18 protein-coding genes are annotated in these 22,441 nt (G+C 66.0%); 9 read left to right on the top strand and 9 right to left on the bottom strand.

The features are described 5' to 3' along the window. Nucleotides 1–114: 114 nt before the first annotated feature. Both O0880_RS18830 and O0880_RS18825 read left to right on the top strand, forming a co-directional pair. A complete protein-coding gene (locus tag O0880_RS18830; RefSeq protein WP_289888048.1) occupies nt 115–1,347 on the top strand; it encodes a putative DNA modification/repair radical SAM protein in 1,233 nt (410 codons plus the stop codon). After that, complete coding sequence (locus tag O0880_RS18825; protein WP_289888151.1) at nt 1,344–2,813, top strand: UdgX family uracil-DNA binding protein; 1,470 nt, start codon at nt 1,344–1,346, stop codon at nt 2,811–2,813. The genes O0880_RS18830 and O0880_RS18825 overlap by 4 nt, the downstream gene beginning before the upstream one ends. Here O0880_RS18825 and O0880_RS18820 read toward each other — a convergent pair. The 5 genes from O0880_RS18820 to O0880_RS18800 all read right to left on the bottom strand — a co-directional run bounded on the left by O0880_RS18820 (nt 2,765) and on the right by O0880_RS18800 (nt 7,944). Next, nucleotides 2,765–3,778 carry a bile acid:sodium symporter family protein gene (locus tag O0880_RS18820; protein ID WP_289888047.1) on the bottom strand — a complete coding sequence of 338 codons (1,014 nt, stop codon included), beginning with the start codon at nt 3,776–3,778 and terminating at the stop codon, nt 2,765–2,767. The genes O0880_RS18825 and O0880_RS18820 overlap by 49 nt on opposite strands. A 214-nt stretch (nt 3,779–3,992) precedes the next feature. After that, the gene (locus tag O0880_RS18815) at nt 3,993–4,355 is read right to left on the bottom strand and encodes a BON domain-containing protein (protein WP_034752546.1); all 363 of its coding nucleotides are present in this window, start codon (nt 4,353–4,355) and stop codon (nt 3,993–3,995) included. 267 nt (nt 4,356–4,622) lie between these two features. After that, nucleotides 4,623–5,996 (bottom strand): sigma 54-interacting transcriptional regulator, encoded by a 1,374-nt coding sequence (locus tag O0880_RS18810; RefSeq protein ID WP_071325962.1) that lies wholly within the window; start codon nt 5,994–5,996, stop codon nt 4,623–4,625. After that, nucleotides 5,993–6,535: a hypothetical protein gene (locus tag O0880_RS18805; RefSeq protein ID WP_289888046.1), complete on the bottom strand. Its 543-nt coding sequence runs from the start codon at nt 6,533–6,535 to the stop codon at nt 5,993–5,995. The genes O0880_RS18810 and O0880_RS18805 overlap by 4 nt, the downstream gene beginning before the upstream one ends. Then, nucleotides 6,532–7,944, bottom strand: coding sequence for an ATP-binding protein (locus tag O0880_RS18800; RefSeq protein WP_289888045.1), 1,413 nt, complete (start codon nt 7,942–7,944; stop codon nt 6,532–6,534). Before O0880_RS18800 ends, O0880_RS18805 begins: the two co-directional genes overlap by 4 nt. Before the next feature lie 292 nt (nt 7,945–8,236). On the opposite strand from O0880_RS18800, the gene O0880_RS18795 reads away from it, so the two are divergent. Then, nucleotides 8,237–11,107, top strand: a complete 2,871-nt coding sequence (locus O0880_RS18795; RefSeq protein ID WP_289888044.1) for an insulinase family protein — start codon at nt 8,237–8,239, stop codon at nt 11,105–11,107. A 60-nt stretch (nt 11,108–11,167) separates the two neighbouring features. Here the strand turns inward: O0880_RS18795 and O0880_RS18790 are convergent, their stop codons facing one another. Then, entirely contained in the window at nt 11,168–11,572 is a 405-nt protein-coding gene (locus tag O0880_RS18790) for a VOC family protein (RefSeq protein ID WP_289888149.1), read from the bottom strand. A 55-nt stretch (nt 11,573–11,627) separates the two neighbouring features. Further along, nucleotides 11,628–12,518, bottom strand: coding sequence for an AraC family transcriptional regulator (locus tag O0880_RS18785; RefSeq protein WP_289888043.1), 891 nt, complete (start codon nt 12,516–12,518; stop codon nt 11,628–11,630). Between the two features lie 130 nt (nt 12,519–12,648). Here O0880_RS18785 and O0880_RS18780 point away from each other — a divergent pair, with 130 nt between their 5' ends. Beyond that, on the top strand, nt 12,649–13,692 hold the full coding sequence (locus O0880_RS18780; RefSeq protein WP_289888042.1) for a class I SAM-dependent methyltransferase: 1,044 nt from the start codon (nt 12,649–12,651) through the stop codon (nt 13,690–13,692). Nucleotides 13,693–13,858: 166 nt separating this feature from the next. After that, nucleotides 13,859–14,611, top strand: coding sequence for an SDR family oxidoreductase (locus tag O0880_RS18775; protein ID WP_289888041.1), 753 nt, complete (start codon nt 13,859–13,861; stop codon nt 14,609–14,611). Here the strand turns inward: O0880_RS18775 and O0880_RS18770 are convergent. Then, complete coding sequence (locus O0880_RS18770) at nt 14,608–15,507, bottom strand: LysR substrate-binding domain-containing protein (RefSeq protein WP_289888040.1); 900 nt, start codon at nt 15,505–15,507, stop codon at nt 14,608–14,610. The genes O0880_RS18775 and O0880_RS18770 overlap by 4 nt on opposite strands. Nucleotides 15,508–15,613: 106 nt before the next feature. Here O0880_RS18770 and O0880_RS18765 point away from each other — a divergent pair, with 106 nt between their 5' ends. Continuing rightward, on the top strand, nt 15,614–16,900 hold the full coding sequence (locus O0880_RS18765) for an MFS transporter (RefSeq protein ID WP_289888147.1): 1,287 nt from the start codon (nt 15,614–15,616) through the stop codon (nt 16,898–16,900). On the opposite strand, the gene O0880_RS18760 is transcribed toward O0880_RS18765, so the two are convergent. Then, entirely contained in the window at nt 16,887–17,546 is a 660-nt protein-coding gene (locus O0880_RS18760; protein ID WP_289888039.1) for a MarR family transcriptional regulator, read from the bottom strand. The genes O0880_RS18765 and O0880_RS18760 overlap by 14 nt on opposite strands. A 123-nt stretch (nt 17,547–17,669) precedes the next feature. Here O0880_RS18760 and O0880_RS18755 point away from each other — a divergent pair, with 123 nt between their 5' ends. The 3 genes from O0880_RS18755 (at nt 17,670) to O0880_RS18745 (ending at nt 22,435) form a co-directional block, all read left to right on the top strand. Further along, on the top strand, nt 17,670–18,149 hold the full coding sequence (locus O0880_RS18755; protein ID WP_289888038.1) for a DUF2165 family protein: 480 nt from the start codon (nt 17,670–17,672) through the stop codon (nt 18,147–18,149). Between the two features lie 62 nt (nt 18,150–18,211). After that, nucleotides 18,212–19,321 carry an efflux RND transporter periplasmic adaptor subunit gene (locus O0880_RS18750; protein WP_289888034.1) on the top strand — a complete coding sequence of 370 codons (1,110 nt, stop codon included), beginning with the start codon at nt 18,212–18,214 and terminating at the stop codon, nt 19,319–19,321. A gap of 15 nt (nt 19,322–19,336) precedes the next feature. Continuing rightward, complete coding sequence (locus O0880_RS18745) at nt 19,337–22,435, top strand: MexW/MexI family multidrug efflux RND transporter permease subunit (protein ID WP_289888033.1); 3,099 nt, start codon at nt 19,337–19,339, stop codon at nt 22,433–22,435. The last annotated feature ends 6 nt before the right edge of the window (nt 22,436–22,441 follow it).

The raw sequence follows: 22,441 nt of genomic DNA, 5'->3' as shown, positions 1-22,441 counted from the left end.
AACAAGGAGCGTAATATACACTTATATATAACGTTCTGCCATCGTACAAGTCAAGACAGCGCAGCATGCATTCCCTGATATACTGTATATAAACACAGTATATTGAGGTGAGCCATGAAATTGACGGACAAGCTGGAAATCCTGGCCGACGCGGCCAAGTACGACGCGTCCTGCGCCAGCAGTGGCGCGCCCAAGCGCGATTCCATCGGCAAGGACGGCTTTGGTGCCACCTCGGGCATGGGCATCTGCCACAGCTACACGCCGGACGGGCGCTGCGTCTCCCTGCTGAAAATACTGCTGACCAATTACTGCCTGTACGATTGCCAGTACTGCGTCAACCGCCGCAGCTCGAACGTGCCGCGCGCGCGGTTTACGGTGGCCGAAGTGGTCAGGCTGACGGCCGATTTTTACCTGCGCAACTACATCGACGGCCTGTTCCTCAGTTCCGGCATCATCCAGTCGGCCGACTACACGATGGAACAGCTGGTGCAGGTGGCGCGCGAGCTGCGCGAGGTGCACCAGTTCCGCGGCTACATCCACCTGAAAACCATCCCCGACGCCGATCCCGCCCTGATCGCGCAGGCGGGCCGCTATGCCGACCGGCTCAGCGTCAATATCGAACTGCCGACGCAGGACAGCGTGCAAGCACTGGCGCCGGAAAAAAGCGTGCACACGATCAAGCTGGCCATGGGCGCCATCCGCCGCAAGCTCGATGAAAAGGCAGAGGAACCAAGGTCGCCGCGCTTCGCGCCGGCCGGGCAAAGCACGCAGATGATCGTCGGCGCCGACGCCAGCGACGACCAGCAGATCCTCTCCACGGCCGAGACCCTGTACGGCAGCTACAAGCTCAAGCGCGTGTACTACTCGGCCTTCAGCCCCATCCCCGACAGCCCGAAAAGCGTGCCGCTGGCGCCGCCGCCGATGCTGCGCGAACACCGGCTGTACCAGGCCGATTTTTTGCTGCGCAGCTATGGCTTCCGGGCCAGCGAACTGCTGCCGGCAACGGGCGGCAACCTGGCGCTCGATATCGACCCCAAGCTGGCGTGGGCGCTGGCGCACCGCGAACATTTTCCGCTGGACTTGAACCACGCGGCGCAGCACATGATCGCGCGCGTGCCCGGCATCGGCTTGCGCAACGCACAGCGCATCGTCGACCTGCGCCGGCTGCGGCAAGTGCGCTACGCCGACCTGTCGCGCCTGCGCTGCAGCATGAAGAAAATCGCGCCCTTCATCATCACGGCCGATTATTTCCCCGCGCGCGACACCACGGCTTCCGAACACCTGCGCCAGGCCATGGCGGAAGCGCCGCGGCAGATGCATTTGTGGCCGGAATTGCAGGCGGCATGAACGCCGTGGCGCGGCTGGCGCAATCGTTCGACGAGTGGCGCGCGGCCGCCCGCGAATTGATCGCGCGCAAAGTGCCACCTGCCGATGTCGCCTGGCACGCGCAAGCGGATGATGGCGACCTGTTTTCGTCCGCCCCCGCGCCTGCCGACACTGTCATGTTGGCGCCCGCCTTGCGCCTGCCGCGCCAGCTGGTGGAGCTGCTGGAGGCGGCCGCCTGTTTCAACGCCGCCGACCGCTGGGCCTTTCTGTACCAGGTGCTGTGGCGCTGGCAGCTGGGCCAGCACGACGTACTGTCTCCCGCCGATGCGGACGGCGCGCGCCTGCACGCCATGGCCAAGGCCGTGCGCCGCGAAGAGCACGACATGCATGCCTATGTACGCTTCAGGGAACGCGACGAAGCGGCTGGCGCGCCGCGCTTCGTCGCCTGGTTCGAGCCCGCGCACGAGGTGCTGCCGCAAGTGGCGCGCCACTTTGCGCGCCGCATGGGCGCCATCAGCTGGATGATCGCCACGCCCCGGGCCAGCATGCTGTGGGATGGCGCCACCCTGCATGCGGGACCGGCGCTGCTGCGCGGCGCGGCCGACATCGACGATGCGGGCGAAGCCCTGTGGCTGACCTACTACCGCAGCATCTTCAACCCCGCGCGCGTGAATGCCGGCTTGCTGCACAGCCATATCCCCTCGCGCTTCTGGAAGAACCTGCCGGAAGGCGCCATCGTGCCCGCCATGCTGAGCGGCGCCGCCAACGGCGAACGGCGCACGGGCCAGACGGCCAGCGTGGGCCAGCGCAGCGGCGCGACCATGATCCCGATCTCCGCCGAACGCGCCCAGCCCGCGCGCGACCTGCCCACCACCCTGGACCGGTGCCGCCGCTGCGAACTGTGGAAGACCGCCACGCAAGCCGTGCCCGGCAAGGGGCCGGAACAGGCGCGCATCATGCTCATCGGCGAGCAGCCGGGCGACCAGGAAGACCTGGCGGGCCTGCCGTTTGTCGGCCCGGCCGGCGCGCTGCTGCAGCAAGCCATGCAGGAGGCGGGCATGGCGCGCGACAGCGTGTATCTGACCAATGCCGTCAAGCATTTCAAGTGGGAACCGCGCGGCAAGCGCCGCCTGCACAAGACGCCCGCGCAGCGCGAAATCCTCGCCTGCCATGACTGGCTGGAACAGGAACTGGCAAGCGTGAAACCGCAGGTGATCGTGGCGCTGGGCAGCACGGCATTGAAGGCGCTACTGCAAGATGGCGCGGCGAGCATGACACCGCTGATCGGCACGCCCATCTTGCACGACGGGCGCTGGGTGATTACCGTGTATCACCCCGCGTATGTGCTGCGCGCGCCCGATGCGGCAAGCCGGCGCCAGGCTTACGCAGTGATCGTGGCGGGGCTGCGGCAGGCGCTGCTGCTAGGGCACGATAACCATCACAGCGTCGAGGCCGGCACTTCCTGCCCCTCGTCGCGCCGCGCATAGCGTTGCGCGATCACGGCGCAGATCATCAGCTGGATCTGGTGGAACAGCATCAGCGGCAGGATCACCATGCCCAGCGAGCGCGTGGAGAACAGCACCTTGGCCATCGGCACGCCGCTGGCCAGGCTTTTCTTCGAGGCGCAAAAGACGATGGCGATCTCGTCTTCCTTGTTGAAGCCCAGGCGGCGGCTGACGAAGGTGGCGATGCCCAGCACCAGCGCCAGCAGCAGGATGCTGATCAGGCCCAGCGCCACCAGGGTGTCCACCGAAATCGTGTGCCACAGGCCTTCGCTGACGGCTTCGCTGAAGGCCGTGTAGACGACCAGCAGGATGGAACCCTGGTCGACGTATTTCAAGGTGGCCTTGTGGCGGTCGACCCAGCGCCCGATCCAGCGGCGCAGGAACTGGCCGGCCAAGAACGGCAGCAGCAGTTGCATGACGATGGACAGCACGGCGTCGACCGAGGACTTGCTTTCCGCGCCCTTGGCCACCAGCAAGCCCACCAGGATGGGGGCGAGGAAGATGCCGATGAAGTTCGAGGCCGAGGCGCTGCAGATGGCGGCCGGCACATTGCCACGCGCCATGGCCGTCATGGCGATCGACGATTGCACGGTCGACGGCAGGGCGCACAGGAACAAAATGCCCATGTACAGGTCGGGCGTGAGGAAGGTCAGCGCCAGCGGGCGCAGGGCCAGGCCGAGCAGGGGGAACAGGACGAAGGTGCTGGCCAGCACCAGCAGGTGCAGCCGCCAGTGCATGGCACCGGCCACCACGGCTTCGCGCGACAGCTTGGCGCCGTGCAGGAAGAACAGGGCGCCGATGGCGACGGTGGTGATATTGCCGAACACCACGGCCGTCTGGCCCGTGCAGGGCAGGAAACTGGCCAGCGCCACGGTGACGAGCAGGGCGATGGTGAAAGAGTCGGGTTTCAGATTGCGCAACAGGGCAGCGGGAGAGAAAGAAGACATGCAGTAGCCTGGTAGCGGCGCAGCCGTGCAGCACTGTGCCGTGGATGACAAACAGCGCCAGGAGCGGCGCCAGTGCTGGCTATTCTACCTGCATTGTCCGGTTCCTTGCCCAGCTCCTTGCCTGGCGGCATGGCTTCCCGTGCAAACCGGGCGGGCAAAAAAAATGCCCTGTCCGCAGACAGGGCAACCCGGAGTAAAGTACAGCGCGAGGGAATTAACCGGCGGCTTTGACTTTCAGCTCGTTCTTGATTTCTTTCACGCCGCTCACGGAAGCGACGATCTGCACGACGCGGTCACCCGCTTCGGCGCTCGGCACGTCGCCCGACAGGACCACGACGCCTTGCTGGGTTGCTACCTTGACTGGCAGGGCAGCGGCTTGCGCATCGGCGCTCAGGGCGGCCTTGGCCGAGGAAGTGATGGTTTCATCAGGCACGGCAGCGGCGGCATTCGCGGCAACCACGGTGTCAGCAGGAGCTTGTGCTTTTGGTGCGGAGTCAGCTGCATGCGAAGCGGTGATCGAGGCGCCCGACAGTACGATAGCGGCAACCAGGGTATTGAACAGTTTCGATGTTTGCATGGTAGTTCCTCTCAATGAAGTTAAAAGCTTCTTACTTGGATAAAGCAACACTTTGAAGCGTTACATCTACCCATACAGCAAGCACCGTGCCAGCTTTTAAAACCCATTCAAAATCAACGACTTAGCATCACGCTCGATTTTTCCGGCCCATTTCGCGGCGCGCCGGCGCGAAAATCGGGGCTTTTTGTCGCCAGACGGCGACAACTTATGGCAGCAATGGCAATGTTTTTGACTAAGCCCCTGATTTAACACGCTTTATTTTTGTCGCTATTCAGCGACAGGGTCGCCATCCGTGCGGAACAGGGCCGGCGTCAGCTCGTATTTCTGCAGCAAACGGTAGAACTCCGTGCGGTTGCGGTCGGCCAGGCGGGCCGCATCGGCCACGTTGCCATCCGTCAGGCGCAGCAACTGGATCAGGTAATCGCGCTCGAAGCGCTGCTTGGCCTCGTTGTAGCTGAGCGCCTCGAGCGACGGCACGCGCAGCGCGCGCTGCACCAGGGTCAACGGCACCAGCGGCGCCGTCGCCAGCGCGCACACTTGCTCGACCACATTGACCAGCTGGCGCACATTGCCGGGCCACGGCGCGGCCACCAGCGCCGTCAAGGCGTCGGGCGCGAAGCCGTTCAGGGGTTTCTGGTACTTGGCCGCCAGCTTGTGCAGGAAATGGTTCGCCAGCAAGGCGATGTCTTCGCGGCGCTCGGCCAGCGGCGGCAGGGTCAGGGTGACGACGTTCAGGCGGTAATACAGGTCTTCGCGGAATTGCCCTTCCGCCATGGCGACGTCGAGGTCGCGGTGCGTGGCCGACAGCAGGCGCACGTCGACAGGACGCGTCTGGTCGGCGCCGACGGGACGCACGGCCCGCTCCTGCAGCACGCGCAGCAACTTCACTTGCAGCGGCAAGGGCATGTCGCCGATCTCGTCCAGGAACAGGGTGCCGCCATCGGCCGCCAGGAACAAGCCTTCGCGGTTGCCGACGGCGCCCGTAAACGAGCCCTTCACGTGGCCGAACAGTTCCGATTCCAGCAGTTGCTCGGGAATGGCGCCGCAGTTGACGGCGATGAACGGCGCCTTGGCGCGGCGGCTGGCGTTGTGCAGCGCGCGCGCCAGCAACTCCTTGCCCGTACCGCTGGGGCCGCGGATCAGGATGCTGGCATCGGACCCCGCCACCAGCTTGGCTTCGGCCAGCAGCTCGGCCATCTGCGCACTGCGGCTGATCAGTTCGGCGCGCCAGCTCTCGTCGCTCGAGGCGGCCGCCGGCATGACGGTGGACAGGTTGACGGCGTAGGCCACCTTTTCCATCAGCAACTTGCCATCGAACGGTTTCGTCAGGTAGGCAAACGCGCCGCGCGCCGTCGCTTCGACGGCGTCGGGAATGGTGCCGTGCGCCGTCAGCAGGATCACGGGCAGGGCCGAATGCTGGCGGCGGATTTCATCGAACAGGGCCAGGCCGTCGCGGCCCGGCAGTTGCACGTCGGTAATGACCAGCGCCGGCAATTCCACGGCCAGGCGCGCCAGCGCCGCTTCCGCGCTGCCGACGGCCGTGACGCGGTAGTTGCCGGCCTGCAGGCGGATGGTCAGCAGGCGCAGCAGGTCGGGGTCGTCGTCGACCAACAGGATGTGGGCATGCGTCTGGGCATTCATTTCGGCGCTCCTGCGGCGGGGCGCACGGACAGGCTGCGCTCGATGTTCTTCAGCGCTTCGAGTTTTTCATTGAGCTGGTCGATGCGCCGCTGGGTGTCGCGCAGCTGGCCATTGAGTTTCTCGATGCTGTCTTCCTGGCGCCGCAAGTCCGCATACTGGCTGCTGAGCATTTGCGCCAGCGGCGCCAATACCTGCTCGTCCCTGCCCGTCGCCGTGGCCAGCGGCTCGAGCAAGGCTTGCGCGCGGGCCAGGTCGCCGGGGCCGCGCAGGGTTGCCTGCAGCATGGCGCGGCGCAGCGTGTTGTACGGCGCGTGATCGGCCTTCGCCAGGTCGAGCTGGGCTTTCACCAGTTCCGACGGCGTCATCAGGCGCAAGGCGTTCTGGTATGCCAGCAACTCGCCCAGCTTGGGATCGGTCACCACCACCACGCGCGGCGGCGTCTGCACCAGCACGGGCGTCTGTTGGGCGGGCTTGGCGGCGCAAGCGCCCAATAGCACTACGCAGGCGGCCATGCCGGCCAGGGAAATTCTCGTCATCATAAGGGCAGTTCTATCCGAAAATGCGCGCCGGCCTGGCGCGGTAAAAGAGTGACGCTGCCATCGTGGGCGGCGATATATTCGCGCACGATGGACAGGCCGATGCCATTGCCGTTGCGCGCGCCGGCCGCCTGGCGCAGCCCCTGGTAAAACGGTTCGAAGATGCGGGCGACATCCTCGGGCGCCACGCCGGCACCCTCGTCGGTGCAGTCGATGCGCGCACGCCCCGCCTCGCGGGACAGGCTGAAGCGCACGGTGCCGCCTTCCGGGCTGAAGCGCACGGCGTTCGACAGGATGTTCGCCAGGGCCGTGGCCAGCTTGTCGCGGTCGGCCTGCACGATCAGCGAGGCGCCCCCCACCTCGACGCTCAGGCGGCGCGCCTGCCATTGCAGGCGCTGCTCCGCCACCACCTCTTGCAGCAAGACCAGCAAGTCCACCTTGCTGTGCGCCAGGTGCTGGGCGTCGAAGGCGGCGGTATTGTAGCGCAGCAAGTCCTCGATCTGGTTTTGCAGCGACGCCGTGTTTTGTTGCAGGATGCCGGCGATTTCACGCTGACCATCGCTGAGCTTGCCCGCCACCTCGTCTTCCAGCAAGGCCACGCCTTCGCGCAGGGCCGCCAGCGGCGTTTTCAGTTCGTGCGAGATATGTCGCAGGAAACGTTCCTTGTCGGCATCGAGGTCGGCCAGGCGCTGGCGCAGCCAGTCCAGCTGCTGGCCCAGGCGGCGCGTGTCGGCCGGGCCGCCGACGACGATGCGCTGGTCATAGCGCTTGTCGCCGAGGCGCTCGATGGCCGTCTCGATGCGGCGCAACGGACGCGACAGCAAGAAGCCGAAGCAGGTGGCCAGCACGGCCGCCAGCAGCACGGCGCCGATCACCAGCGCGCCGAGCAGGCGGCGCTGGCGCTCGAGTTCGACCAGCAAGGCGTCGTTGCGGCTGCCGATTTCCGTCTTGCTTTCGCGCGCCAGGGTGTCATTGATCTGCGTCATGCGGGCAAACGCACGGTACACGACGGCATGGCCATCGCGCTTGCGGCGCTTTCCCGCCTGCAATACCTCCCACGCCGCCTGCGCCTGCGCCGTCCACTCGTCGGCCAGCTGCGGGGCGAACTCGGGCGTGGCGCGGTTCAGCAGTTGCAGGGCCGCCGTGGCCTCGTCGCGGGCCGCCGCATAACGCTCGCGGAAGACGGGGTCGTCGAGCACGAGGAATTGGCGCGCGCTGCGCTCCATGGCCAGCGTGCGCTCGGACAGGCGCTGCGACTGTTCCGTCAGGGTAATCGCCTGCGCCGCCGTCTCGCGCCCCAGCCGCGCCAGGTGTTCCAGGGTCAGCAAGGCTTGCACGGAGGTGGCCGTCAAGATGCCGGCCGTCAGGATGAAGGCGGCGAATAACAGTTGGCGAAAGGAAAGTCTGGACACGGTAACGGCCTTCGGTGCGGTCTGCGGAGCAAAAGGCGCATGGTACGCTAAGCGTTCCATGCGGGGAGCCACCGACCCCAAAGTGGCCTATCTTACAATATTGCAGCGCTACACGGCGCCTGGCGGCCTTCCACGGCGGCGCAGGACTACTCCTAGTACAATAGGGAAAAACTTCACACAGGCATCAACGTGGCTGGCTAGCCCTGGCGTTTCGCCACTTTGTCCCCAGATGTGATGCATGCCCACCGCAATCCGAATTTCCGAATCACCTACCGCAGAGATCCCATACCGCATGAGCACATTTGAAAAAGTCAGCAGCAACTTCATTCCAGTCTTGCAGGCGACCATCGAGCAATACGTCGACCCGGCAACGGGCATGCGCCATATCCACATGCATACCGAACAGGCTGAAATGGTGTTCCTGGTGGCCTTTCCCACTGTGCCTGAGGTAAGCGACGGCCGCGCCCACATCCTCGAGCACCTGGCCCTGTGCGGCTCGGCCCGCTATCCGGTGCGCGATCCCTTCTTCTCGATGCTGCGCCGCTCGACGGCCACCTTCATGAATGCGATGACGTATCCGGACCGCACCGTGTACCCGTTCGCCAGCACGGACCGCAAGGATTTCTTCAACCTGCTCGACGTGTACCTCGATGCGGCCTTCTTCCCGAACCTCGATTACCTGAATTTCCGCCAGGAAGGCTGGCGCCATGCTTTCGAAGGCGACAAGCTGGTGTACCAGGGCATCGTTTTCAATGAAATGAAGGGCGCCTTCAACAGCCCCATGCGCGCGCTCGACAGCGGCATCGCCAGCACCTTGCTCAAGGGCACGACGTATGAAGTGGAATCGGGCGGCGATCCCCTGGTGATCCCGGAACTCACGCATGCCATGCTGAAGGAATTCCACGCCAGCCACTACCACCCGTCGCAAGCCGTGATCATGACGTCCGGCAATATCGAAGCGTCGGCCGTGCAGGAGCAGGTGGCCGAGCGCGTGCTGTCCAAGCTCAGCGGCTTTAGCCCGCGCCGCCTGCCGCAGCTGGCGCCCACCTGGACGGCGCCGCAGGAAAACGAAGTGAAAATTCCATCGCAGGAAGCACGCGACGATGAATTCGGCCTGCAGTTCGCCTGGCTGATGGGCGAGTCGAGCGACCCCATCGCCTACTACCACGCGCACCTGCTGTCGCACGGCTTGCTGGGCGAATCGTCGGCGCCCGTCATGCGCGCCATGGAATCGGCCGGCTATGGCCGCCCGTCGGACATGAATGGCCGCGACGCCGGCATCCGCCAGATGGTGTTCCACATCGGCATGGAAGGCTTGACCGAGGAACAGATCGCCGATGCGCACCAGCGCATCTGGACGGCACTGGAAGAAACGGCGGAAGAGGGCATCCCGGCCGCCGTGCTGCACGCGGCCTTGCGCGACATCAAGTACAGCCAGCGCGAAATCAGCAGCGGCCGCATGCCTTACGGCCTGGGCCGTTTGCTGCACGCCTTGCCGCTGGCCATGTATGGCGGCGACGTGATGGACGCCTTCGACAATGCGGCCATCCTGGAAACCCTGGAACAGCAAATTGAGGATCCGGCATTCTTCAAGCAACTGGTGCGCGAGCTGATCGCCAACCCGACCCGCCTGACCACGCGCGTGGTGCCCGATAGCGCCTTCTTCACGGACCGCGCCGCGCAGGAAGACGCCAAGCTGGCGGCCCTGCAGGCGAGCCTGACGGATGCCGAACGCGAACACATCATCGCCGAATCGGCGGCGCTGGAAGCGCACCAGCAATTGCCGTCGAATTCGGAAGTCTTGCCGCGCATCCGCCCCGGCGACGTCAGCGCGCTGCCGCGCCCGGCACTGCCGATTCCTCCTGCCGTCGATGGCGCCGTGGCGTTCAGTATCGCCTCGAACGGCATCAGCTATGCCAACGTGCTGTACGACGTGTCGGGCCTGCCGGAAGCGTCGTGGCCATGGCTGCGCCTGTACACGGACCTGGCGCCGGAACTGGGCGTGGGCGACATGTCGTTCGACGACGCCAGCGCCTGGCGCCAGAGCATGGTGCCATCGTTCCACATCGGCCTGGAAGCCATTCCCCGCCCGCAACAGGCGATGCGCGTGGAATTGTCGTTCTCGGCCAGCGGCTTGCGCGAAGAACACGTGGCGATTGCCGCCGTGCTGTCGGCGTGGATCGCCAAGCCCCGCTTCGATGAAGAAGAACGTCTGGCTTTCCTGATCGAAAGCCTGGTGCAGGACAAACTCTCGAGCCTGGCCGAATCGGGCAACCGCTACGCCATGCTGGCGTCGACGGCGCCGCTGTCGGCCACGCGCCGCTTCGACGACATCGTCGGCGGCCCGGCCGCGTTGCCGTTCTACCGCCGCTTGCAGCAGCTGAGCAAGACGTCGGCGGGCTTGCAGGAAATCGCGCGCGAGCTCGACACCTTGCACGCCCACATCATCGCCCAGCCGCCGACCGTGCTGTGTGCGGGACTGGAGCAGGATGGCGAAGTCCTGGCGCGCCTGCTGGAATTGCCGGCCGCCACTGCCGACACGGCCGCGCCAGCGGAAGTGCCAACGCCAGCAGCATTGCCGCTGGCCAATACGGCGCTGCATGCGACGAGCCAAATTAACCATTGCTTCGTTTCCTGGGCCGTGCCCGGCGTGCACAATCCGGACGCCTCGGCCCTGGCCGTCGCGGCCGAACTGATGACGAACCAGGTGCTGCATACGGCCCTGCGCGAAAAAGGCGGCGCATATGGCGGCAGCGCCAGCTATGCGGCCGGCGCCGGCACGTTCACCCTGAGCTCCTACCGCGATCCGCGCCTGGCCGGCACGTTCGCCGACTTCGGCACGACCCTGGAACAGATCCTCGACGGCGACTTCTCGCAAGAGCAGGTGGAAGAAGCCATCATCTGCGTCATCAAGGGCCTCGACAAGCCGCATTCGCCGTACGCGGAAGCGCTGACGGCGTGGAACATGCAGCAACGGGGCACGACGGAAGCCGTGCGCCAGCAGTTCCGCAGCGGCGTGCTGAACTGCACCTTGAGCCAGATCAAGGATGTCACACGCACCTGGCTGAAAAACGGCCAGCCTAGCCGCGCCGCGTTTGCGGGCAACACGACGCAAGACCTGGCCGGGCTGGAAGTGGTCGACCTGCTGGCGCTGGCGTCCTAAACTGGCCAGGCGAATCATGTCGGATTACGCGGCGCGCCGCCGCTAATCCGACCTGCGCCGCTATTGCGGTATTGCGCTCGGCTCCATGTACATCAGTTCCCACTGGTGCCCATCCGGGTCCTGGAAGCTGTGGCCATACATGAAGCCGAAATCGATGGGCTCCTTGTAGATGCTGCCGCCCGCCTTGACGGCCTTCGCCACCAGCTCATCGACTTCGCCGCAGCTCTCGGCCGACAGGCACACCAGCACTTCCGTCGCCACCTTGGTATCGCACAGCTGCTTGGGCGTGAATTGTCTGAACTTGTCTTCTGTCAGCAACATGACGAAGATATCGTCGGCAACGATCATGCACGTCGCCGTTTCATCGGTGAAATGGGCGTTGAAACTGAAGCCCAGCGCCGTGAAAAACGCCACGGAACGCTCGAGCGACTGCACGGGCAGATTGACAAAGATTTTACGGGCCATCATGTCTCCTTGAGGTGAGATGAAAAATGCTGCCCGCCGATTCTACACCGGCTTTTTAGCGATCCGCGCGCCCCACGCTCTTCGGCGTATAGCCGAAATAGCGCGCAAAGGCCGTGCTGAAATTGGCCGGGTGGCGATAGCCCGTTTGCCAACCCGCCTGCGCCACCTGGTAACCATTTTCCAATAGCAACTTGGCCCGCTGCATGCGCAGCGCCAGCAGGGTGCGCTGCGGACTGTCGTTGTAACGGTAGCGCCACCCCTGCTTGAGCTTGAACAAGCTCAAGCCCACTTGCGCACACAGGTAAGCGAGCGTGAGTTCCTGCGCCATCTGCTCCTGCATCAGCGCATATGCGCGCTCGAGCCGGGCGATATCGTCCTCGCGCCAGCGCGGCACGCGCACGGGCGCCGGGCGCAAGGCTTCCAGCTGCTCCGCCAACAGACTGAGCACGCCGATATGCACGGCCAGCGGGTCCGTCGCGCGCAGCAGCGAGCGGGCGTGCAGTGCCGAGGCAGCCGTGGTGGCCGCATGCGCCAGCTGGCGCGCGCCGCCGTGGGGCAGCAGCGAAGACAGTCCTGGCTGCCAATAGCGCGCCAGTGCCTGTTCATCGACCAGCACGCGCAATTGCGCCGCCCTGTGCTTCGCCTCGAAACGGCGCTCGCCGCGCGTATGGCGAAACACCGTCACCGTCGTATGGCCGCCCTGGAAACGCAATTGCCCGCCATCGCGCGTGGCGTAGGCGGACGCGCCTTCGAGGCCGATGGTGATCACGAGGCCGCCCGCATCGGCATGGTTCGACTGTTCGACGAGCGCCAGGCGCGGACGGTAGTCGGAATGCACGAGCAGCAAGCCGTCATCCACCTGCCGCTGGTCGGCGCGGCAGGTGCCCATCCCCGGATCCAGCTGGCGCCGCGTCCAGCCAGCCGCTTCCCTATCGTGTTCCATCATCGCTTCCCCCCCTGTCCTGGTGCGCCGTCGCGCAGACGAAATGCGCCGTTTCGCACACAAATGCAAATGATAATTATTCTCATTGTTGCATAAAATGAGCGGCATGCCCACCATATCGAAAGGAAGCACCATGTCGTTCACTTCACAGCACGCCTTGCAACCGTATTGGGACCTGGCCGTCGCGCCCATCCAGGCCGATGCGCTGGCCGCCGCCCTGGAACTCGGTATTTTCGAGGTGCTGGCCACGCCGCACACGCCGGCGCAGCTGGCCGAGACCTTGTCGCTGCATGCGCCGCACACGGCGCTGCTGCTGGAATTGCTGTGGAGCATGCAGGTGCTCGAACGCGGCGTGGCCCCCAGCGCCGGCGATACCGCGGCCAGCTACCGCTGCACTGCCACCACCTTGCAATATTTCTGCCGCTCCTCGGCCGCCTTTTGCGGCGATGCCTGGCTGTACCGGCTGCATGCGCTGCGCCATTTCGCCACGCAGCTGGGCCCCCTCGTGCGCGACGGCGGCAAGGTGGCGCCCTACCGCACGGCCACTGGCGTCAACTGGGCCGCCGCCGCGCAGCAGCAAATCGGCCAGGAGCAGCGCGCCGTCACCATGCGCGCGGCCCTGTCCGTGATGCAGCGCATCGCGCCATTTGCGGCAGGCGCGACGCCATTGCGCCTGCTCGACCTCGGCGGCGGTCCCGGCTGGGTTGCCATTGCGCTGGCGCAAGCCCACGCCGGCCTGCGCGGCTGCGTCTTCGACTGGCCTGAAACCGTGGCCGTGGCGGCCGCGAATATCGCTCACGCGCAACTATCTGAACGCCTCGAGACCCTGGGCGGCGACCTGGCGAGCGACGACATCGGCGGCGGCTACGACCTCATCTGGTGCTCGTCCGTGCTGCACTTCGTGCCCGACATGCCAGCGGCCTTGCGCAAGATGCGCGCGGCCCTGAAACCGGGCGGCGTGCTCGTATGCGTGCAGGCGGAAATCGCGGCCACGCCGGAAGCGGCGGCCCGGGTGCTGCCCTACTATTTGCCGATGCGCATGCTAGGCCGCGCCGTCACGCGGCAGGGCGAATTGGCGCAGCACGTGCGCGACGCCGGCTTTGCACGCGTCGAGCAATACCAGGCCAGCGATTTCCCCATGGCGCCCGTGCAGGTGCTGATCGCGCACACCGCATAATTATCATTATTACAGCAAATACGCTAAGCTATGCCTGCCGCGTGGCCGCTTCCTGACGATGCCTGGTTCGCCAGCACAGCCGCACTGCGCGCGATACGCCGCATGGCGTTCGCATCCTCGATCGATGTCATCCGCAGCACGGTGCTGCCTCCATAAGGAATCCATCATGAGTCAAGCAATTGCAGGGAAAGTCGTCGTCATCACCGGTGCCAGCAGCGGCCTGGGCGAAGCCACCGCGCGCCACCTGGCGGCACTGGGCGCCTTCGTCGTGCTCGGCGCGCGCCGCATGGATCTGCTTAACACCATCGCCGAGGAAATCACGGCCGCCGGCGGCCAGGCGGCCGTCGTGCAGACCGACGTGACCCAGGCTGGCGATCTGAAACGCCTGATCGACACGGCGCTGGCCGTGTTCGGCAAGGTCGACGTGCTGATCAACAATGCGGGGCTGATGGCCATCGCCCCCATCGACGCGCTGAAGGTCGAGGAATGGGAGCGCATGATCGATATCAACATCAAGGGCGTGCTGTACGGTATCGCCGCCACCCTGCCGCATTTCCGCGCGCAAAACAGCGGCCACTTCATCAACATCTCGTCGGTGGCGGGCGCGAAAGTGTTCAGCCCCGGCGGCACCGTCTACAGCGGCACCAAGTTTGCCGTCAGCGCCATTTCGGAAGGCTTGCGCCATGAACTGGCCGCCAGCGGCGGCACCATCCGCACCACCACCATCCTGCCCGGCGCCGTGGACACGGAACTGGCCGGCGGCAGCAGCCACGCGGAAAGCGCGGCTGGCTTGCAAGAGTTTTACAAGCAAGCCATTCCCGCCGACGCCGTGGCCCGCGCCGTCGCGTATGCGATCGAGCAGCCGGACGGCGTGAGCATCAATGAAATCGTGCTGCGCCCGACGGTGCAAGAGTTTTAAGCGTCGCCATCCTGTAGCGAGGCGACGATCAGGGCCGCCAGCCGTTCGACGGGCGGCCTGGGCGTGGCGGCGCCATACAGCAATTCCAGCGCCAGCGCGGGCAGGGCGGGCAAGCCGGCCTCCCCCTCGTCGAGGGCGCGCACGGTGGACGGCAAGCCCAGGCTGGTGCGTACCGTCACGCCCAGCCCGGCCGCCGCGGCCGCCCACAGGCCCGCCAGGCTGGGACTGGTAAACGCCGTGCGCCAGGCGATGCCGGCCCGGTCCAGCGCCTGCGTGGCGCAGCGCTGGAACAGGCATTCGCGGTCGAACGTAATCAAGGGCAAGGGTTCGCCCGAGTCGGGCCGCCATGCCAGGCTGGACGAGGCGATCCAGCGCATGTCCGGCTCGGCGATGCGTTGCCGTTGCAGCAGCGGATAGTCGGCCACGTCGGCGATGCAGGCGCCGCCCCACAACAGGGCCAGGTCCAACTGGCCCATGGCCAGCCGCTCCATCAGCTCCGTGTTGCGCGCCACGTGCGCTTCGATGCGCACCTTCGGATGGGCGCGCGCAAAGCGGCCCAGCACGTCCGGCAGCAGCGCTTCGCCAAAATCCTCCTGCAGCCCCAGCTTGATCCAGCCTTCCAGCTCCACGCCGCGCAAGGCAACGGCCGCCTCGTCATTGAGTTCCAGCAAGCGGCGCGCATAGCCGAGCAGGACTTCGCCGGCCGGCGTCAGGGCCAGTCCCCGGCCGTCCTTGCGGAACAGGGGCAGGCCCGCCTGCTCCTCGAGCTTTTTCAGCTGCGCGCTGACGGCCGAAGTGGAGCGGCCCACCTTGTCGGCCGCGCGGGCAAAGCTGCCCAGCTCGACGCCGGCCACATAGCTGCGCAGGAAGGCGATGTCGAAATTGAGCAGGCTCATGGCGTAAATCGTCCGCTTTTATGGGATGGTGGATCGTAAATTATCTGATATTCAGAATGATCGTAGCGCGCAACACTGTCAGGGTCAACCACTATCCTTCATGACCATGAGCACTGCCTGCCCCGCCGCCACATCCGATCTGTCCGTCCCCGCCCTGGGCGCCGCGCACCGCTGGAAGGTGCTGGCCGTCGGCGTGGCCGCCAACGCCAGCTTTTCCGCCGCCGCCAACGGCATGCCCACGACGGCCATCTGGCTGCGCAGCGGCTATCACCTGAGCAATACGCAACTGGGGGTGGCGCTGGGCGCCATGGGCCTGGGCGTGGCCCTGTCTGAATTGCCGTGGGGCATGGCTACCGACCGCTGGGGCGACCGCCCCGTGCTGCTGACAGGCTTGCTGGGCACGATGCTGGCGCTGCTGGCCCTGCTTTTCTGGATCACGCCGGCTGACGGCACGGTGCCGCCGTTGTGGGCGCTGGCGGCCGGGTTGGCGGCAGTCGGCGTGCTGGGCGGCAGCGTGAACGGCGCCAGCGGCCGCGCCGTGATGCGCTGGTTCGGCGCCGGCGAACGCGGTTTCGCCATGAGCATCCGCCAGACGGCCGTACCGCTCGGCGGCGGCCTCGGCGCGCTCGTCCTGCCCAACCTGGCGTCGCGCTACGGCTTCATGCCCGTCTTCGGCGCCCTGGCCTGCGTATGCGCGCTGTCGGCGTTTTTTACATGGCGGTGGATGCATGAGCCCGATTTCTCTGCCGAGGCCGCCACAGGCCCGCAAATCGCGTCCACGGGCCTGTCTGATGCCAGGCCAGCGGCGCCGCCGCAAGGTCCACTCAGAAACCGCGGAGTCTGGCGCATGGTAGGCGCCATCGGCTTGCTGTGCGTGCCGCAGTTTGCCGTGCTCAGCTATGCCACCGTGTTCCTGCACGACCATGGCCACCTGGGCCTGGCGGCCATCACGACCGTGATGGTGGCCCTGCAGGCGGGCGCCATGGCGATGCGCATCTGGAGTGGACGCCACACGGACCGCCATGCGAACCGGCCCGCCTACCTGCGCGGCTCGGCCCTGGTGGCACTGGCCACCTTCGTGCTGCTGGGCATTGCTGCCGCGTGCCAGGCGCCGGGCTGGCTGCTGATGGCCGCCGTGGCGCTCTCCGGCATCGCCGTTTCCGCCTGGCATGGTGTGGCCTACACGGAACTGGCAACGCAGGCTGGCGCGGCCAGCGCGGGCACGGCCCTGGGCATGGCGAACACGGCTGTGTACGTGGGCCTGTTCCTCACGCCCATCGCCATCCCCCACCTTCTGGCGGCCAGCAACTGGTCCGTCGTCTGGTGGCTGGCGGGCCTGGTGGCGCTGCTGGCCCGGCCCCTGTTTCCCAAGGTTTCACTCAAGACACGGTAGAAATGCGGTAGATGCAGCGCATCGCATTGGCCAATACATGCTGCTCGCGCACGATGGTCGCGCCCGGCCCCACCACTTCCTGGAACAGCTGCAGTTCGGAGCGGCAAAAGCCCTGGCAGGTGCGCGCGGCGGCGCAGATGGGGCAATGGTCTTCGATCAGCAGCCAGTCTTCGCCGTCCTCTTCCACGCGCGCCATATAGCCCTCTTCGTCGCGCACGGCCGCCAGCTGCCGCAGCCGCGTGGGCAAGTCCGGCGCCGAGCACGCCAAGGCATACGCGCCGCGGCTTTCCTCTTCGCGCTGGGTGATCAGCTTGTCCAGTCCCGCCTCGCCGAACAGCTGGCGCACGGAACCGATCAGCTTGATCGTCAGCTGCGCATGCGTGTCGGGAAAGCGCGCATGGCCCGCCTCCGTCAAGACCCAGTTCTGGCGCGGCCGTCCGGCGCCCGCCTGCGCTTCCTGGCGCCCCTCGATGAGACCGGCCGCCACCAGCTTTTGCACTTGCTGGCGCGCCGCCTCGCCCGTCATGTCCAGCGTCTTGGCCAGGGTGGCCGTGGAGACGGGACCCTTGGTCTTGATGAAATACAGGATGCGCTCCGTCGTTTGCGGCGCCTCTTGATTATCCAAACGTTTACTTGTGTAATTCATTTCACTCAACTATCATGGGACCAGTTAACCAACTAATTGCTTGCATAATAGGCCGGTAGCTCCCCGCTGTCGAGGAGTTTCCACGTCCGCTTGCCGGCAAGACACTCTCTCGACTGGAATACCATGCAGCTGCAGCACTCCATCTGGCTGTTTCACGCCATCCTCGCCACCGGCCTGGCCACCTGGCTGAGCCTGGCCACCGTCAACAACCTGCACGCCTTCCACGGCGCCGTCTGGGCCATCGGCAACACCATGCGCATGGACCCGCGGCGCCAGGATCCGACCATCGAAACGCCGCTGCTGCGCCGCGCGCTCACTTCGCTGCTCCTGCACCGCCTGAGCCTGCTGACGGTGCTGGCGCTGCAACTGCTGGCCGCCATCGCCGCCTGGACCGGCGTGGCGCTGTTACTCGGCGCTTCCCTGGCCGAAGCTCTGCCCTGGCTGAACCTGGCCCTGTGTGCCATGGCCGCCTTCCTGCTGCTGATGCACCTGGGCGGCCTGTGGTTCGGCTACTGGATCGCGCAGGAAGGCTTGCAGACGACACACCTGGTGCTGCTGCTGTGGAGCATCGCCCTGTTCTTTCTCTTTAATTTTCATTTCTAACGCGCAGCGGACCTGACCAGCCTCCGCTGCGCCTCTTTTTCCCCGCCGTAAAGGACTTCATCATGAATACGAAAATCGTCGGCGCTTCCGCGCTGGCCGTCGCGCTGGCCGTCGCCGGCGCCGCGCTCTACCCCCGCGCCGCTTCACACGCCGCGGCGCATGCGGCCGATGCCGCCACGTCCGCCACCAAGGTGGCGCTGGTGCCCGTCGTGCTGGGCACGCAGGAGCGTTACTTCACGGGCGTGGGGGAGCTCGAAGCGGCGCGCCAGGTGCAGGTGGCCGCCGAGACGGGCGGGCGCGTCACGCAAATCCGCTTCGAGTCGGGCCAGCACGTGGCGGCCGGCGCCATCCTCGTGCAGCTCAATGACGCCCAGGAACAGGCCATCCTGCTGCGCCAACGCGCACAGCTGAAAAACGCGGAAAGCAGCCATGCCCGCACCGTGCAGATGGTCAGGGAAAAGGCTGCCACGCAGGAGCAGCTCGACGCCGCCGTGGCCGCGCGCGACGCCGCCCTGGGCGACGTGCGCCAGACGCAGGCGCTGATCGCGCAAAAGACCATCCGCGCGCCGTTCGCGGGCCAGCTGGGCATCCGCAAGGTGCATGTGGGCCAGTACCTGAACGCGGCCGACACGGTGGCCAGCCTGATCGACACGAAGTCGCTGCTGGTGAACTTCGCCCTCGATGAACAGAGCAGCGCGAAACTGGCGCCGGGGCAGGCCGTGCAAGTGCTGGTGGACGCGTACCCCGCCGACGTCTTCACGGCGAAGATCAACGCCATCGACCCGCTGATCGTCCGCTCGCGCATGGTGCAGGTGCAGGCGGCGCTGGGCAATCCGCGCGGCGCCTTGAAGGCCGGCATGTACGCGAATGTGCGCGTGGCGCGCGAAGCTGGCCAGCAACTGACGGTGCCGGAAACGGCGGTGACCTACAGCGCGTATGGCGACACGGTTTTCGTCGCGCAGCAGGAGGACAGGCAGCCGCTCACCGTCAAGCGCGTGGGCGTCAAGCTGGGCGAGCGGGCCGGGGGCCGCGTGGCCATCCTGGACGGCTTGCGCGAAGGCCAGCGCGTGGTCGCCTCGGGCCAGCTGAAACTGGCCGACGGCATGGCCGTGCAAGCCGTGGCCAATACCCTGGACGAGGCGAAACGCGCCGCGCCCAAATCCGGTTCGTAAGGGAAGGCTGCCACCATGAAATTTACCGATTTATTCGTGCGCCGCCCCGTGCTGGCGCTGGTGATCAGCACCCTGATCCTGATGCTGGGCGTGATCGCCATCAAGCAGCTGCCGATCCGCCAGTATCCGATGCTCGAATCGTCCACCATCACGGTAAAGACCACGTATCCGGGCGCCTCGGCAGAACTGATGCAGGGCTTCGTCACGCAGCCCATTGCGCAAGCCGTGTCGTCGGTGGAAGGCATCGACTATCTGACGTCGTCCTCGGTGCAGGGCAGCAGCACCGTCACCGTGCGCATGGAATTGAACCGCGATTCCACGCAGGCGTTGACGGAAGTCATGGCCAAGGTCAACCAGGTGCGCTATAAATTGCCGGAAGGCGCCTTTGACCCCGTCATCGAGCGCGCGGCCGGCGATTCCTCGGCCGTCGCCTATGTCGGCTTTGCCAGCGAGAGCGTGTCCGCGCCCGCGCTGACGGACTACCTGGCGCGCGTGGTGCAGCCCATGTTCGCCACCATCGACGGCGTGGCCAAGGTCGACGTGTATGGCGGCCAGCAGTTGGCCATGCGTTTGTGGATAGACCCGGCAAAACTGGCCGCGCGCGGCTTGACGGCGGCCGACGTGGCCGACGCCGTGCGGCGCAATAACTACCAGGCGGCGCCCGGCAAGGTGAAGGGACAGTTCGTCGTCTCGAACATCAGCGTCAACACGGATCTCACCAGCGTGGCGGAGTTCCGCGACATGGTCGTCAAGAAGGGCGGCGATGACAGCGCCGCCCTCGTGCGGCTGAAGGACGTGGGCACGGTGGAACTGGGCGCGGCCGCCACGGAAACGAGCGGCATCATGGACGGCGTGCCGGCCGTGTACCTGGGCCTGTCGCCCACGCCCGGCGGCAATCCGCTGGTGATCGTCGACGGCATCAGGAAGCTGCTGCCCGAGATCCAGAAAACCCTGCCGCCCGGCGTGAAGGTCGAACTGGCGTTCGAGACGGCGCGCTTCATCCAGTCGTCGATCGACGAAGTGGCGCACACGCTGCTCGAAGCGCTGCTCATCGTCGTCATCGTCATTTATTTGTGCATGGGTTCCCTGCGCTCGGTGCTGATTCCCGTCGTGACGATCCCGCTGTCGATGCTGGGCGCGGCGGCGCTGATGCTGGCCTTCGGCTTCAGCATCAATCTGCTCACCCTGCTGGCGATGGTGCTGGCCGTGGGCCTGGTGGTCGACGACGCCATCGTGGTGGTGGAAAACGTGCACCGGCATATCGAGGAAGGCAAGACGCCCGTGGCGGCCGCCCTGGTGGGTGCGCGCGAAGTGGCCGGCCCCGTCATCGCCATGACCATCACGCTGGCGGCCGTGTATGCGCCGATCGGCATGATGGGGGGCCTCACCGGCGCGCTGTTCAAGGAATTCGCGCTGACCCTGGCCGGCGCCGTGGTGGTGTCGGGCGTGGTGGCGCTGACGTTATCTCCCGTGATGAGCTCCTTGCTGCTGCAACCGAAACAGGCGGAAGGGCGCATGGCGCGCGCCGCCGAGCATTTCTTCGCGGGCCTGACCAGCCGCTATGCACGGCTGCTGGACCGCTCGCTGCACCACCGCTGGCTGAGCGCCGGTTTCGCCGCGCTGGTGATGGTCAGCTTGCCCTTCCTGTACCTGCTGCCGCAGCGCGAACTGGCGCCGGCGGAAGACCAGGCCAGCGTCTTGACGGCGATCAAGGCGCCGCAGCACGCCAATCTCGATTACGTGGAACGCTTCTCGTACAAGCTCGATGACATCTACAAGAATATCCCCGAAACGGACTCGCGCTGGATCATCAACGGCGGCGAAGGGCCGGCATCGAGCATCGGCGGCATCAACCTGACGCCGTGGGCCGAGCGCTCGCGCAACGCGGCCGTCATCCAGGCCGAACTGCAGCACGCCGTGGGCGACGTGGAAGGCACCAGCATCTTCGCCTTCCAGCTGGCGCCCCTGCCGGGATCGAGCGGCGGCTTGCCCGTGCAGATGGTCTTGCGCAGCGCGCAGGACTACGCCACCCTGTTCCGCACCATGGAAGACGTCAAGCAGCGCGCGCGTGAAAGCGGCCTGTTTGCCGTCGTCGACAGCGACCTCGATTACAACAACCCGGTGGTCAAGGTGCGCGTCGACCGCTCCAAGGCGAACAGCCTGGGCATCCGCATGCAGGACATCGGCGAATCGCTGGCCGTGCTGGTGGGCGAGAATTACCTGAACCGCTTCGGCATGGATGGCCGCGCATATGACGTCATCGCGCAAAGCCCGCGCGAGCAGAGATTGACGGCGCAAGCCCTGACGCAGCAGTACGTGCGCGCCGACGACGGCAGCCTGCTGCCCCTGTCCGCCGTCGTCTCGGTGAGCGAGCAGATCGAGCCGAACATGCTGACGCAGTTCAACCAGCAAAATGCGGCCACCTTCCAGGGCGTGCCGGCGCCGGGCGTGACCCTGGGCGACGCCGTCGCCTTCCTCGACGGCGTGGCACAAACCCTGCCGCCGGGCTTCAGCTACGACTGGCAATCCGATGCGCGCCAGTTCGCCACGGAAGGCAATGCGCTGCTGATGGCCTTCCTGGCCGCCGTGGTGGTCATTTACCTGGTGCTGGCGGCCCAGTATGAAAGCCTGACGGACCCGCTGATCATCCTGATCACGGTGCCGCTGTCGATCTGCGGCGCGCTGATTCCGCTGGCGCTCGGCTACGCCACCATCAATATCTACACGCAGATCGGCCTCGTGACCCTGATCGGCCTGATCAGCAAGCACGGCATTTTGATGGTGGAGTTTGCCAACGAATTGCAGGTGCATGAAGGGCTGGACCGCCTCAGCGCCATCCGCAAGGCGGCGCAGATCCGTTTGCGTCCCATTTTGATGACGACGGCCGCCATGGTGGTCGGCCTGGTGCCGCTGCTGTTCGCCTCCGGCGCCGGCGCCAACAGCCGCTTCGGCCTGGGCGTGGTGATCGTTTCGGGCATGTTGATCGGCACCTTCTTCACCCTGTTCGTGCTGCCTACCGTGTACACCTTCCTCGCCCGCCGCCATACGGCCGACGATGCCACGCCGCGCGCCCGCGACCTGTCGCAGGCGCTGGCGCAAGACGAGGCGCACTAAGGAACC

The organism is Janthinobacterium sp. SUN118 (assembly GCF_030397695.1).
In the GTDB taxonomy this organism is placed as follows: domain Bacteria; phylum Pseudomonadota; class Gammaproteobacteria; order Burkholderiales; family Burkholderiaceae_D; genus Janthinobacterium.
Note: the sequence above shows the minus strand (reverse complement) of the source record. Positions and strands in the feature narration are given on the sequence as shown.

Bases quoted from the DNA above. Each gene is read 5' to 3' on its own strand.
- O0880_RS18830 (WP_289888048.1), top strand. From the start codon at position 115: ATGAAATTGACGGACAAGCTGGAAATCCTGGCCGACGCGGCCAAGTAC.
- O0880_RS18825 (WP_289888151.1), top strand. From the start codon at position 1,344: ATGAACGCCGTGGCGCGGCTGGCGCAATCGTTCGACGAGTGGCGCGCG.
- O0880_RS18820 (WP_289888047.1), bottom strand. From the start codon at position 3,778: ATGTCTTCTTTCTCTCCCGCTGCCCTGTTGCGCAATCTGAAACCCGAC.
- O0880_RS18815 (WP_034752546.1), bottom strand. From the start codon at position 4,355: ATGCAAACATCGAAACTGTTCAATACCCTGGTTGCCGCTATCGTACTG.
- O0880_RS18810 (WP_071325962.1), bottom strand. From the start codon at position 5,996: ATGAATGCCCAGACGCATGCCCACATCCTGTTGGTCGACGACGACCCC.
- O0880_RS18805 (WP_289888046.1), bottom strand. From the start codon at position 6,535: ATGATGACGAGAATTTCCCTGGCCGGCATGGCCGCCTGCGTAGTGCTA.
- O0880_RS18795 (WP_289888044.1), top strand. From the start codon at position 8,237: ATGAGCACATTTGAAAAAGTCAGCAGCAACTTCATTCCAGTCTTGCAG.
- O0880_RS18790 (WP_289888149.1), bottom strand. From the start codon at position 11,572: ATGGCCCGTAAAATCTTTGTCAATCTGCCCGTGCAGTCGCTCGAGCGT.
- O0880_RS18785 (WP_289888043.1), bottom strand. From the start codon at position 12,518: ATGATGGAACACGATAGGGAAGCGGCTGGCTGGACGCGGCGCCAGCTG.
- O0880_RS18780 (WP_289888042.1), top strand. From the start codon at position 12,649: ATGTCGTTCACTTCACAGCACGCCTTGCAACCGTATTGGGACCTGGCC.
- O0880_RS18775 (WP_289888041.1), top strand. From the start codon at position 13,859: ATGAGTCAAGCAATTGCAGGGAAAGTCGTCGTCATCACCGGTGCCAGC.
- O0880_RS18770 (WP_289888040.1), bottom strand. From the start codon at position 15,507: ATGAGCCTGCTCAATTTCGACATCGCCTTCCTGCGCAGCTATGTGGCC.
- O0880_RS18765 (WP_289888147.1), top strand. From the start codon at position 15,614: ATGAGCACTGCCTGCCCCGCCGCCACATCCGATCTGTCCGTCCCCGCC.
- O0880_RS18760 (WP_289888039.1), bottom strand. From the start codon at position 17,546: ATGAATTACACAAGTAAACGTTTGGATAATCAAGAGGCGCCGCAAACG.
- O0880_RS18755 (WP_289888038.1), top strand. From the start codon at position 17,670: ATGCAGCTGCAGCACTCCATCTGGCTGTTTCACGCCATCCTCGCCACC.
- O0880_RS18750 (WP_289888034.1), top strand. From the start codon at position 18,212: ATGAATACGAAAATCGTCGGCGCTTCCGCGCTGGCCGTCGCGCTGGCC.
- O0880_RS18745 (WP_289888033.1), top strand. From the start codon at position 19,337: ATGAAATTTACCGATTTATTCGTGCGCCGCCCCGTGCTGGCGCTGGTG.